This is a genomic window from Rathayibacter sp. AY1D9 (genome assembly GCF_002932395.1).
GTDB lineage: Bacteria > Actinomycetota > Actinomycetes > Actinomycetales > Microbacteriaceae > Rathayibacter.
The window spans coordinates 77072-88763 of record NZ_PSVQ01000009.1; the positions used below are offsets into that span (position 1 = coordinate 77072).

Here is an 11692-nt window from a genome sequence, read left to right on the forward strand (position 1 = left end):
CGCTCGAGCGATGACGCCACCCGCTCCCTCCTCCCGGGCGGAGTCGGCCCGCGTGCCGGTCGCGCTTCTCCGCCTCCTCGTGGCCGCCGCCGTTCTGGTGGCCGTGATCGCGACGGCCGTCGACACCGCCTCTCGGACGCCGCTGAACCCGTTCAACTTCTTCGGCTTCTTCACCATCCAGAGCAACATCGTGCTGGCCGTCGTGCTCGGAGCCACCGCCGTGCTCGCGCTCCGCCGCCGTCCCGCGCCCGGCGGGCTCCTACTGGTGCGGGGTGCCTTCACCGGGTACATCATCGTCGTCGGCCTCGTCTACAACACCCTCCTCACCGATGTGGCGGGCGGAGTGGCGCTGCCGTGGGCCAACACCGTCATGCACGTGCTGTTCCCCGTCTACGGACTGCTCGACTGGCTGCTGCTCGCGGATCGCCCTCCGCTGCCGTGGCGCAGGCTCTGGCTGGTCGTGGTCTACCCGATCGTCTGGCTCGTCGTGGTGCTGATCCGCGGAGCGACGGACGGCTGGGTGCCCTATCCGTTCCTGGATCCCGCGACCGGGTACGGGCAGGTGTCGGTGTTCGTCGTCGTGATCGCGGTCGCGTTCCTCGCGTCGGGGGCGCTGGTCTGGGCGATGAGCCGGCTGCGGATCGTGCCGGTGGCAGGCGGCTGAGAGGACGCTCGCCTTCCAGACGGTTCCGCCCGCCGGACGACCGGATCCGCTGCCGTCGCGCACATCCGGCCCGTTCTGGGGTCACCCGTTCGGGGTCATCCGGGGCGCCGCTCCCCTAGCGTCAGCACCGACGGTTCCCCCACCGTCCTCCCCCTCGAGAACGGTCCCCCATGAGCCTCTCCCTCTCCCGCCCGCCGACCCCGAGCCGCCGCGTCCGCGCCCTCGCCGTCGGAGCCGCGCTCGCCCTCGCCGCCGCGCTGCTCCCGGCGCAGGCCGCCGCCGCCGCCACTCCCGCCACCCTCTCGGTGCTGAGCCTCGGCGACTCCATCACCCAGGCCTACGGGACCTGCGGCTCCTTCGCGGACTGCCCCCGCAACAACTGGTCCACCGGCACCAGCTCCTCCGTGAACTCCTTCGCCTCCCGCTTGCGGACCGCGCTCCCCGGCACCACCGTCACGACCGCGAACTTCGCCACCACCGGCGACGTCGTCGCGCAGGTCCCCTCGCGGATCGACGCCGCGGTCGCCGCCGGCGTGCGGCCGGACGTCGTCACCCTGCTCATCGGCGGCAACGACCTCTGCTCGCCCGACAACCGCGTCGCCTCCGACGGCTACACGATGACCCCGGCGAGCACGTTCCGCACCGGAGCCTCCGCCGCGATCACGAAGATCCGCACCACGTGGCCCTCCGCCCGCATCGTCCTCTCGTCGATGCCGAACGTGGCCTCCGAGTGGTCGGTCGTGAAGACCGGAGTCGGCGCGCTCGTCTGGGCGGGCGGCGACCTCTGCCGGACCACGCGCGGCGTCAGCTCCACCGGCCGCAGGCTCAGCAGCACAGCCGCTGCCGCCTCCGCCGCTGCCGCGAAGACGCGGACGACGCAGTACAACACCGCGCTGCAGACGGCGTGCAGCGCCGCCGGTCAGCTCTGCGACTGGGACGGCGGAGCGCTCACCGCGACCCCCGTCACCAAGGGCCTGATCGGGACCACCGACTACTTCCACCCGAGCGTCGCGGGTCAGGCGAAGATCGCCTCGATCCAGTGGGCGGCGTCGAACTTCTCGAAGTAGCGGCCTCCGGAGCGGCCGCTCACGCGTCGAGCGGCCGCTCACCCTCGCGGCGGCGACGCTGCTCCTCGGCGAGCCGCGCGTAGTGCGCCTCCTCGCGCTCGAGGTCGGCGAGCTGCTCCTCGGTGCTCTTCGGAGCGGGCCGCACCACCATCGGCGGCGGCGCCTGCTTCCGGCGGCGGGGCACTCGGCCGCCCGGCACGAAGGATCCGCCGTCGCCGCGCTTCCAGTCGTGCCCGAGCAGGAACCACAGCGAGACGCCGATGAGCGGGAGGAAGAAGATCAGCAGGATCCACACGATCTTGGGCAGGTTCTTGATGACGTTGTCCGGCTGCCGTACGACGTCGACCAGCGCGAGCACGGTCAGGACGATGATCACCAGCGAGAAGACGAACCCCATGCAGTCGAGGGTACGACGCCGAGGGCTCCCCGTCGCCGCTGTGCCGGCCGACGTCCGTGGCGCCTGCGGTCGAGGAGCGGCTCCGACGCATCTGCCCCGTGCCTCCGCGCTGTTCGGCGCCGATCCCGGGCACACGCCTGCTCCCCACGAACGCGTGCCACCATCGGACGATGACCGAGACGCCGCCCGCCCCCGCCTCGACGCCGGCGAGGAAGCGCCTGACCGCCGCGCGTCTCGCCCTGCTCGCCGGCCTCGTCCTCGCCGTCGCCGGACTCGCGGCCCTCGCGCTCGTGCCTCTGCAGTTCGCGAACATCGACCGTCAGGGCTTCGACTACGTGTGCAGCGTCAGCCTGGGCGGCGTCCCGCCCGAGGCAGGCGACCTGGTCCGCGGCTTCTGGTCGTGGTGGCCGCTGGGCGCGGCCTGCGAATGGACGCTGCTCGACGGCACGACGGTGGTCGACCTCCCCGACTGGTCGACGACCGCCGTCGCGATCGTGGGGGCCGTGCTGCTCGTCGTCGGCGCGGCACTCGCGATCGCGTCGCCGCTCCTCCGCAGGCGCGCTCCGGTCCCGTCCGTCTAGCGGTCGAAGAGGTTCCCGAGGTCGCCGAGCCCCGGCAGCTGGAAGTCGGAGCCGAACTCCGACACCTGCTCCCCCAGCCCGGACACGTGCTCACCCGCACCGGAGACGAACTCTCCCGCGCCGCCCGTGATGTCACCGAAGTCGCCCAGATCGCCGAACCCGCCGGCGAGGTTCTCGAAGTCCACGCCGAGGCCGGACGCCTGCGCGAGCAGCGGACCGGCGACGCTGCTGATCACGGCGCCGCCCGCGACCGCCGCGAGCAGTCCGCCCGCCGCGCCGAGCCCGATGCCCGCCGCCGCTCCGACGCCGGCACCCGCGAGGGCGCCGCGGGTCCCCGGCTTCGAGAACATCTTCTTGAGGAACCCCGGGTCGTGCGCCTCGCCGCGCGTCGCCGCGCGCGCCAGGTCCTCGGGTGCGGACGACCGCGGCTGCTCGTTCGCGGGCAGCTCGTCGCGGAGCCGCGCCTCGACCTGGGTGCGCTGCGCCGGCGTCAGCTTCGCGAACGCGTCGCGGTGCACCTGCTCGAGCTGCTCGGGGTCGGCGGTGCGGAGGAGGTAGTCGTAGCGCGCGATCGCTGCGCGGTCCTCCTGCGTGACCACCGGCTGCTGCCCGGGCCGGGCGTCCTGCGGGCGCGCGGAGGGTCGCCGCGGTGAGCCGTACTGCTGAGGCGGCTGGGCCTGCCCGCTCCGCGAGTCGCCTGTCACCTTGTCGGCGGCGGTGCGCACGAGGTCGCGCCAATCGGTCGTCCCGCTCGAGGACGACCCCGAGCCGCTCTTCGAATCGAGCGCCTTCGACGCCATGCCGAGAACGCGCTTGAACATGCTCACAGAGAACCTTCCGTCGAGTACCAGCCTCGATCATGGCGGCGCCGCCTGAGCGAAGGCCCGCGAGACGCCCTCAGAAGGCCGTGAGCGCTCGGAGCCTTGGGCGTCGCTCCGAGAGCGCATCCGTGCTCTCCGCCTGATCGAGGAGCTCGCGCACGTACCGCGGGCGGAGGACGGCCCGCCACATCCCGCCGAGAAGGGGGTCTCGGATTCCGCCGGCCACCGCCTGCGGATGGCCGCCATGCGACCGGCTATCGCGAGCAGCGCACTGAAACCCGCGCGCCGTCTGTCCGCGAACGTGTCCCGCTGGATGGAGAGGCTCAGGACGAGGACGGCCGAGAACCCGCGAAGGAGCTCCTCGGTCGTGCGTCCCTGCCGCCGAGGAGTCCCCACCCGGGCAGGACCATCGAGGGCTCGGACCGTCGTCGCCTCGACCAGCACAGCTCGGAGTGCTGGGCGGGCGGCAGACCGTGGCGTCAGACGGAGCGACGGCGCGGTCTTCCGATGGACTGATCCCGATCGCGGATCGTGGTGCCCCTGGAGGGACTCGAACCCCCAACCTGCTCCTTAGGACGGAGTCGCTCTTCCATTGAGCTACAGAGGCTGGCCGAGCCAGTGTACCCGCCGTGCCCCGCCCCCCGCGAAGCGACGACAGGGCCCCACCACAACGCCAGCGAAGCACGCCACGGCCCTCGTCGCGGCGACTGCGCGGCACACCCCTCTTGACACGAAGGCCTCCCGCCTCCATGGTTAGTTACAACACCAACTAACCACTCAACCCAGCACCGAAGGAGCCCGCGTGGACGACTCCCGCCCGCTCTTCCTGCAGATCGCCGAGCAGATCGAGAACGACATCATCGACGGCGCGCTGCCGGAGGAGTCGCAGGTCCCGTCGACCAACGAGTTCGCCGCGTTCCACCGCATCAACCCGGCCACCGCCGGCAAGGGCGTGAACCTGCTCGTCGACGACGGGGTGCTCTACAAGAAGAGGGGGATCGGCATGTTCGTCGCCGAGGGGGCGCGCGACCGGCTGGTCGAGAAGCGCCGCACGCAGTTCCGCGACCAGTTCGTCGCTCCGCTGCTCGCCGAGGCCGCCAAGCTCGGCCTCAGCACCGAGCAGCTCGCCGACATGATCACAGAAGGGGGATCGCGATGAGCGCGGTCATCGAGGTCCACGACCTCACCAAGAACTACGGACGCATGCGCGCCGTCGACGGCATCGGCTTCGCGCTGGAGGAGAACCGCATCCACGGCCTCCTCGGCCGCAACGGCGCGGGCAAGACGACACTGATGTCGCTGCTCACCGGCCAGGAGTTCGCCAGCTCGGGCGAGATCCGCGTCTTCGGGCAGTCGCCTGTGGAGAACGCCGCCGTCCTCTCCCGCACCTGCTTCATCAAGGAGAGCCAGAAGTACCCCGACGACTTCAAGGTGAAGCACGTCCTGCGCAGCGCTCCCTGGTTCTTCGACGGCTGGGACGAGGCGTTCGCCCGCGAGCTCGTCGAGGACTTCCGCCTCCCGGTCGACCGCAAGATCAAGAAGCTCTCCCGCGGACAGCTCTCGGCGATCGGAGTGATCGTCGGTCTCGCCTCCCGCGCCCCGCTCACGTTCTTCGACGAGCCGTACCTGGGGCTGGACGCCGTCGCCCGGCAGCTGTTCTACGACCGCCTCCTCCAGGACTTCGCCGAGCACCCGCGCACGGTCGTCCTCTCCACCCACCTCATCGACGAGGTCAGCAGCCTGCTCGAGCACGTCCTCGTCATCGACCAGGGCCGCCTCGTCGTGGACAGCGACGCGGAGGAGCTGCGGGGTGCCGCGGCGACCGTCATCGGACCCCGGCAGGCCGTCGAGTCGTTCACCGCCGGCCGCGAGGTCATCGCCCGCTCCGCTCTCGGCAGCCGCGCCTCGGCCACGCTCCCCCGGCTCGACGACGCCGGCCGCGCCTCCGCCGCCCGCCACGGGCTCGAACTCGAGTCCGTCCCCCTCCAGCAGCTCGTCGTCCAGCTCACCACCGGGAAGGCCTCGGAATGACCGCCCTCACCGGCGCCCCCGCGCGCCACGACACCGCCGCCGGCCGCCTCGGCAGCATCGTCCGCCTGCACTTCGCGAACCCCGCCACCATCCTCTACACGCCGCTGATCATCACGGCCGTCATCCTGTCGGGCAACCTGGTCGTCTGGTGGCTGATCCTCCGCGGGCTCGACTCCGGCGAGCGCCTCGAGGCGCAGGAGGGGATGACCTACTCCGGCGCGTCCTTCTTCCTCTTCGTCTACATGATGGTCGTGGCCGTCCAGTCGGTGAACGTCACCTTCGGCCTCGCCCTCGGCTACGGCGCCACCCGCCGCGACTTCTCCCTCGGCACGGCCCTCACCTTCGTCGCCCTCTCGGTCTTCTACACCGGCGTCTTCGTGGTCCTCGGGATCGTGGAGCGGGCGACCGACGGCTGGGGCTTCGGCGGCAGCTTCTTCCGCTCGATCTACTTCGGCGGGGACTCCGTGGGCGAGCAGGCCGTCGCGGTGCTCTGCGCCCTGCTCTTCTTCTTCTTCATCGGAGCGGCGACGGCGGCGGTCTACGTGCGCTGGCGCCAGCGCGGGATGCTGCTCTTCTTCGGGATCCTCGGCGCCCTCCTGCTGGCCGTGATCACCCTCCTCACGCTCACCGAGAACTGGCCCGCCGTCGGCTCCTTCTTCGGCAGCGTCGGATACGCGGGCGGCTACGCCCTCTCGCTCATCCCGACCGCGATCGCCGGAGTCGCGGGCTGGGCGATCCTCCGCCGCGCCACCCCGCGCAGCAGCTGACACCACCGCCACCGATCCGAGAGGACCGACCATGACCGCCCCCGCCCGCAGCTCCGCCTCCTCGCGGAGGATCCTCTCCGTTCTGAGGCTCCACCTCGCCCACCCCGGGACGGTCCTCGGCTGGCCGCTGCTCGTCCTGCTCGCCGTCCTCGCCGGCAACCTCGTGATCTGGTGGCTCGTCCTCCGCGGGATCGGGGCCGAGCGGGGCGGCGGCGACTCCGGCATCCTCCTCGTGGGGCCGGGGATGCTGATCGTCGTCTTCCTCTTCATCGGCTCCATCCAGGCCACGACGGCCACCTTCGGGCTGGCCCTGAGCTACGGAGCGACCCGGCGCGACCACGTCCTCGGCAGCGCCCTCGCCTTCGCGGCACTGTCCGTGCTCTGGTCGGCGATCGTCGTGGTCCTCGGGGCGATCGAGGAGGCGACCGGGGGCTGGTGGCTGGGCGGCGCGCTCTTCCTCGCCTCTCCCCTCGACGGCCCGTGGCTCGAGCGCTTCGTCGTCCTGCTCTGCTCGCTCCTCGCCGCCTTCGCCCTCGGCGGAGCAGCGGGAGCGGTCTTCCTCCGCTGGCGTGAGCGCGGAGTGACGGCCTTCCTCCTCGCCCTCGGAGCGGTGGCACTCGCGGTGGTCGTCGTCGTCGCTCTCGCCGGGGGCCGGCCGGTCGTGGTGGACGTCCTCGAGAGCGCGGGCACCGCCGGAGCCGCCGCTCTGCTCCTCGTCCCCGCCGCGCTCCTGACGGCGGTCGGCTCGCTGGTCCTCCGCCGGGCGACGCCGCGCGGCTGACCCCCTCCGGAACCGGGCCTGCAAGGCCCTTCCGCCCCGGGCGTCCGGATGCCAGCGTGGGCACATGGCCGACTCCCCCGCTCCGTCCCTCCTGCCCGTCCCCGAGCACAGCTGGATCGCGCGACCCGCCGACGCCGAGCTGACCCAGGACACTCTCGACACGGTCGACGCCTGGTGGCGCGCCGCGAACTACCTCGCGGTCGGACAGATCTACCTGCTCGCGAACCCGCTCCTGAAGACCCCGTTGAGCCGGGAGGACATCAAGCCCCGCCTGCTCGGCCACTGGGGCACCACCCCCGGCCTCAACCTGATCTACGCGCACCTGAACCGCGCGATCCGCGAGCGCCGCCAGCCGACCCTCTACATCACCGGTCCCGGCCACGGCGGACCGGGCATGGTCGCCAACGCCTACCTCGACGGCACCTACAGCGAGATCTACTCCCACATCGACGAGTCGGAGGAGGGGCTGCGCCGCCTCTTCCGCCAGTTCAGCTTCCCCGGGGGCATCCCCAGCCACGCCGCCCCCGAGACCCCGGGCAGCATCCACGAGGGCGGAGAGCTCGGGTACGCGCTGAGCCACGCGTACGGAGCGGCCTTCGACAACCCGGACCTCCTGGTCGCGGCGGTCGTCGGCGACGGCGAGGCCGAGACCGGCCCGCTCGCCACCAGCTGGCACTCCAACAAGTTCGTGAACCCGCTCACCGACGGCGTCGTCCTGCCGATCCTGCACCTCAACGGCTGGAAGATCGCGAACCCGACCGTCCTCGCCCGCATCCCGCAGGAGGAGCTCGACAGCCTCCTCCGCGGTTACGGCCACGAGCCGTTCCTCGTCGAGGGCGGCTTCGACGGCGAGGACCCGATGCGCGTGCACGAGCGGTTCGCCGACGTCCTGGACACGGTGCTCGACCGCATCGCGGCGATCAAGGAGCGCGCCGCCGCCGGCGACCTCTCACGCCCGGCCTGGCCGATGATCGTGCTGAAGACCCCGAAGGGCTGGACCTGCCCGACCGAGATCGACGGCGTCCAGGTGGAGGGCACCTACCGCTCGCACCAGGTCCCGCTGCCCAACGCCCGCGACACCGAGGCGCACACCCGCCTCCTCGAGGACTGGCTCCGCTCCTACCGGCCCGAGGAGCTCTTCACCGAGGAGGGCGGCGTGGTCGACCGCGTCCGCTCGCTGGCCCCCGAGGGCGAGCTGCGGATGAGCGCGACCCCGCACGCGAACGGCGGGCTGCTGCGGCAGACCCTCGACCTGCCCGACTTCCGCCGCTACGAGGTCGTCGTGGAGCAGCCGGGTGGCACCGTCGCGGAGGCGACGAAGGTGCTCGGCGAATGGCTCGCCGACGTCATCCGCGCCAACCCGACCAACTTCCGCCTCTTCGGGCCGGACGAGGTCGCGAGCAACCGGCTGCAGTCCGTCTACGCCGCCACCGACAAGCAGTGGGACGCCGAGCTCAGCCCCCTCGACGACCACCTGGCTCGCGCCGGGCGGGTCATGGAGGTGCTCTCGGAGCACCAGTGCCAGGGCTGGCTGGAGGGCTACCTGCTCACCGGCCGCCACGGGCTCTTCACCTGCTATGAGGCGTTCATCCACATCATCGACTCGATGTTCAACCAGCACGCGAAGTGGCTGGACGGCACCCGCGACATCGAGTGGCGCCGCCCGATCGCGAGCCTCAACTACCTGCTCTCGAGCCACGTCTGGCGCCAGGACCACAACGGCTTCAGCCACCAGGACCCGGGCTTCATCGACCACGTCGTCAACAAGAAGCCCGAGGTCGTGCGCGTATACCTGCCCTTCGACGCGAACACGCTCCTCTCGACCTACGACCACTGCCTCCGGAGCATGGACTACGTCAACGTGGTCGTCGCCGGCAAGCAGCCCTCGCCCCAGTGGCTCACGATGGCGGAGGCGGTCGCGCACTGCACGCGCGGCCTCGGCATCCTGGAGTGGGCGAGCAGCGAGCGGCAGGGCGAGTCCCCGGACGTCGTGCTCGCCTGCGCGGGCGACGTGCCGACCCTCGAGACCCTCGCGGCGGTGAGCATCCTCCGCGAGAAGCTGCCGGACCTCGCGATCCGCACGGTCAACGTGGTCGATCTGATGCGCCTGATGTCGGAGTCGGAGCACCCGCACGGCCTCTCCGACCGCGAGTTCGATGCGGTCTTCACCCCCGACCGCCCGATCGTGTTCGCGTACCACGGCTATCCGTGGCTCATCCACCGACTGACCTACAAGCGGACCGGCCACGGCAACCTGCACGTGCGCGGGTACAAGGAGAACGGCACCACCACCACTCCGTTCGACATGGTGATGCTCAACGACCTCGACCGCTACTCGCTGGTGATCGACGTCATCGACCGGACCCCCGGCCTCGGCGCCCGCGCCGCCGGTCTCCGCCAGGAGATGCAGGACGCCCGCATCCGCGCCCGCGCCTACACCCGCGAGCACGGCGAGGACATCCCCGAGGTCGCGAACTGGACCTGGGCCGGCGAGCGCTCCGGCAACGCCAGCGCCAACACCGGCAACGACAACGAATGACGCGGCGCGAGGGACGACCTCAGCGGCGTTGTCGTCAGGCGCGATACCGCCGGTATCGCTTCCTCCTCCGCCTTGCCGAGCCCGCCCCTCGCACCGCGTCCACTCGAACGGCGGAACGTCGTCATCGGATATCCGCGGGGGCGATGCCGACTCCGCAGCGTCAGGCTGCGGGCGCCAGGTAGTCGTCCCAGTCGGGCTGCGTCCGCTCCGCGCCGCGCACGAGCCAGGAGCCGGCGCGCGGCATCCGGGGGACGGTGCGCAGACGCCATCCCATCTCGTGCGGGGTGCGGTCGCTCTTGACGTTGTTGCAGCGCTGGCAGCAGGCGACGAGGTTCTCCCAGGTGTCCCGGCCCCCGCGCGACTTGGGCTGGATGTGGTCGATCGTCGCCGCGTGCTGACCGCAGTAGCCGCAGCGGTGGTTGTCCCGGCGGAGCACGCCCCGGCGCGACACCGGCACGCTGCGGCCGCTCGGGATGCGCACGTACCGGGTCAGCACGATCACCGAGGGCCGCACGTGGTCGCCGTGCGCGCTGTGCACCGGATTGCCCTCGTCCGCGGCGATCACGGTCGCCTTCTCCGTCATCAGCAGGACCAGGGCCCGCTTGAACGACACCACCGCGAGCGGCTCGTAGCCGGCGTTGAGAACCAGAGTGCGCATCAGTGACCTCCGTGCTGTCGCACGCCGTCGCGCGAAGGCGCCGCGACCACGAGCAAGGGCGCCGTCGTGATGACGGCGCCCTGCGAGGCCGCGGCGGAGTGCCGCGCGATGACGTGGAGTCGTATCCGCGTGTCGGAGGAGTGCACCGCCGCGGTGAGGACCCGCGCGCGTATCGAATCGGCCGGCCGCACGCGCGAGCGCAGCCCCACGCTGTGGCGCCCGCTCCGCTCGGCCATCCCGGCACTCCGTCCCTCGACGAATCGATCCGCTCGCCACGCGAGCGGACTGGGGTTCAGGTTAACCCTTCACGCCCGGAACACCAGGGGTCGGTCCGGATTCGTCACGCGGCGTTCACACGGCGGGACGACGAGAGCCCGCCCCCTCCAGGAGGGGACGGGCTCTCGAGCGGATCGACCGGGTCAGCCGTTGATGCGCACGATCCGGTAGTCGGAGGTCCACAGCGGCTGCACGCGGACGCTCGCGCCCTCGTACGGCGCGTGCAGGATGTTGCCGTTGCCCGCGTAGAAGCCGTCGTGGCCGTCCATGATGACGAGGTCGCCGGGCTGCGCGTCGGCGAGCGAGACGGGGGTGCCCATGGCGCCCTGGCCCGCAGCCGAGTGCGGCATCGAGATGCCGTACTGGGCGAAGACGTACATCACGAAGCCGGAGCAGTCGAAGCCGCTCGGGTCGGCTCCACCGAAGACGTAGGGCACGCCCTGGTACTGCATCGCCGTATCGAACACCGCCGAGAGGCTGTAGCTGGTGGTCGGGGCGGCGGCCGCGATCTCGCTGGCCGAGGCGCCGGAGTAGGAGTTGAACTCCTCGGCGGTCTCGGCGCGCGCCTCCGCGACGTCGCTCGTGTCGACGACGGGCTCGGCCACCACGACGGGCTCGGGCTCCGGTGCGGGCGGCGGGGGCGCCGCCTCGGCCGAGAAGCCGTCGCGGGCGATCGCGGCCTGCACCACTCCGCCGTCGACGGCGACGGTCTGCGCGGAGCCCTGGCGGAGGAGGTCGGCTCGCGACGCCGCGAACAGGCCGTCGTCCTGGCTGCCCGGAGTGAAGGCGTAGGCGGGGAGCGCCATCGTCGCGACCAGCGCGCCGGCGAAGCCGACCATCGCGACCTTGCCGACGACACGGCCCCGGCGCTTGCGCGGGGTCCCGGCCGGCGACGGCACGAAGTCGGTGATGTCCGCGCGGCGGGCAGGAGCTGCGGGAACGGCGCGACGGGAGACGGGTGCGTCCCCGTGGATCCGGGCGCGGATGACCGGGGGCCGGTTCTCGAAGGTCGCGTCGCCGGAGCGGTCGGGGTGGTTGGAGCGGAACCGGTCGGGTGAGCCACGGATAGCCGTGGTACGCGAACACGATCGGGCGGTCGGGGGTGAAGAC

The 11692-nt window shown here is 71.8% G+C and carries 12 protein-coding genes and 1 tRNA gene; 8 read left to right on the forward strand and 5 right to left on the reverse strand.

The genetic code is table 11. The annotated features are described in order from the left end of the window. Positions 1 to 10 precede the first annotated feature (10 nt). Complete coding sequence (locus C5C50_RS06155) at positions 11 to 664, forward strand: Pr6Pr family membrane protein (RefSeq protein ID WP_104246723.1); 654 nt, start codon at positions 11 to 13, stop codon at positions 662 to 664. Between the two features lie 170 nt (positions 665 to 834). After that, positions 835 to 1731: a GDSL-type esterase/lipase family protein gene (locus tag C5C50_RS06160; protein ID WP_104246724.1), complete on the forward strand. Its 897-nt coding sequence runs from the start codon at positions 835 to 837 to the stop codon at positions 1729 to 1731. A 19-nt stretch (positions 1732 to 1750) separates the two neighbouring features. Here C5C50_RS06160 and C5C50_RS06165 read toward each other — a convergent pair whose 3' ends face one another. Next, positions 1751 to 2128: a PLD nuclease N-terminal domain-containing protein gene (locus C5C50_RS06165; protein WP_104273107.1), complete on the reverse strand. Its 378-nt coding sequence runs from the start codon at positions 2126 to 2128 to the stop codon at positions 1751 to 1753. 170 nt (positions 2129 to 2298) lie between these two features. On the opposite strand from C5C50_RS06165, the gene C5C50_RS06170 reads away from it, so the two are divergent. Continuing rightward, positions 2299 to 2709, forward strand: coding sequence for a hypothetical protein (locus C5C50_RS06170; protein ID WP_104249440.1), 411 nt, complete (start codon positions 2299 to 2301; stop codon positions 2707 to 2709). Here C5C50_RS06170 and C5C50_RS06175 read toward each other — a convergent pair. Then, positions 2706 to 3530: a hypothetical protein gene (locus C5C50_RS06175; RefSeq protein ID WP_258066310.1), complete on the reverse strand. Its 825-nt coding sequence runs from the start codon at positions 3528 to 3530 to the stop codon at positions 2706 to 2708. The two genes, C5C50_RS06170 and C5C50_RS06175, sit on opposite strands and share 4 nt — an antisense overlap. 532 nt (positions 3531 to 4062) lie before the next feature. Further along, a tRNA-Arg gene (locus tag C5C50_RS06180) sits at positions 4063 to 4137 on the reverse strand. A gap of 195 nt (positions 4138 to 4332) precedes the next feature. Between C5C50_RS06180 and C5C50_RS06185 the strand changes: the two genes are divergently transcribed. The 5 genes from C5C50_RS06185 (at position 4333) to C5C50_RS06205 (ending at position 9648) form a co-directional block, all read left to right on the forward strand. Beyond that, the gene (locus C5C50_RS06185; RefSeq protein WP_104224613.1) at positions 4333 to 4689 is read left to right on the forward strand and encodes a GntR family transcriptional regulator; all 357 of its coding nucleotides are present in this window, start codon (positions 4333 to 4335) and stop codon (positions 4687 to 4689) included. Next, a complete protein-coding gene (locus C5C50_RS06190; RefSeq protein ID WP_104261710.1) occupies positions 4686 to 5561 on the forward strand; it encodes an ABC transporter ATP-binding protein in 876 nt (291 codons plus the stop codon). The genes C5C50_RS06185 and C5C50_RS06190 overlap by 4 nt, the downstream gene beginning before the upstream one ends. Next, positions 5558 to 6328, forward strand: coding sequence for an ABC transporter permease (locus C5C50_RS06195; protein WP_104258198.1), 771 nt, complete (start codon positions 5558 to 5560; stop codon positions 6326 to 6328). Before C5C50_RS06190 ends, C5C50_RS06195 begins: the two co-directional genes overlap by 4 nt. Positions 6329 to 6359: 31 nt before the next feature. After that, a complete protein-coding gene (locus C5C50_RS06200) occupies positions 6360 to 7109 on the forward strand; it encodes a hypothetical protein (protein WP_104273109.1) in 750 nt (249 codons plus the stop codon). Positions 7110 to 7173: 64 nt separating this feature from the next. Continuing rightward, positions 7174 to 9648: a phosphoketolase gene (locus C5C50_RS06205; protein WP_104273110.1), complete on the forward strand. Its 2475-nt coding sequence runs from the start codon at positions 7174 to 7176 to the stop codon at positions 9646 to 9648. A gap of 160 nt (positions 9649 to 9808) precedes the next feature. Here C5C50_RS06205 and C5C50_RS06210 read toward each other — a convergent pair whose 3' ends face one another. Together C5C50_RS06210 and C5C50_RS16900 are read right to left on the reverse strand one after the other, a co-directional pair. Further along, positions 9809 to 10306 carry an HNH endonuclease gene (locus C5C50_RS06210; protein ID WP_104224608.1) on the reverse strand — a complete coding sequence of 166 codons (498 nt, stop codon included), beginning with the start codon at positions 10304 to 10306 and terminating at the stop codon, positions 9809 to 9811. A 419-nt stretch (positions 10307 to 10725) separates the two neighbouring features. After that, positions 10726 to 11692, reverse strand: a 967-nt coding sequence (locus tag C5C50_RS16900) for a C40 family peptidase (RefSeq protein ID WP_308471831.1), incomplete at its 5' end; no start/stop codon positions are given.

Excerpts from the sequence above, each read along its gene's own strand:
- C5C50_RS06170 (WP_104249440.1), top strand. The coding sequence starts at position 2,299 with ATGACCGAGACGCCGCCCGCCCCCGCCTCGACGCCGGCGAGGAAGCGC.
- C5C50_RS06155 (WP_104246723.1), top strand. The coding sequence starts at position 11 with ATGACGCCACCCGCTCCCTCCTCCCGGGCGGAGTCGGCCCGCGTGCCG.
- C5C50_RS06210 (WP_104224608.1), bottom strand. The coding sequence starts at position 10,306 with ATGCGCACTCTGGTTCTCAACGCCGGCTACGAGCCGCTCGCGGTGGTG.
- C5C50_RS06165 (WP_104273107.1), bottom strand. The coding sequence starts at position 2,128 with ATGGGGTTCGTCTTCTCGCTGGTGATCATCGTCCTGACCGTGCTCGCG.
- C5C50_RS06160 (WP_104246724.1), top strand. The coding sequence starts at position 835 with ATGAGCCTCTCCCTCTCCCGCCCGCCGACCCCGAGCCGCCGCGTCCGC.
- C5C50_RS06175 (WP_258066310.1), bottom strand. The coding sequence starts at position 3,530 with ATGTTCAAGCGCGTTCTCGGCATGGCGTCGAAGGCGCTCGATTCGAAG.
- C5C50_RS06205 (WP_104273110.1), top strand. The coding sequence starts at position 7,174 with ATGGCCGACTCCCCCGCTCCGTCCCTCCTGCCCGTCCCCGAGCACAGC.
- C5C50_RS06195 (WP_104258198.1), top strand. The coding sequence starts at position 5,558 with ATGACCGCCCTCACCGGCGCCCCCGCGCGCCACGACACCGCCGCCGGC.
- C5C50_RS06190 (WP_104261710.1), top strand. The coding sequence starts at position 4,686 with ATGAGCGCGGTCATCGAGGTCCACGACCTCACCAAGAACTACGGACGC.
- C5C50_RS06200 (WP_104273109.1), top strand. The coding sequence starts at position 6,360 with ATGACCGCCCCCGCCCGCAGCTCCGCCTCCTCGCGGAGGATCCTCTCC.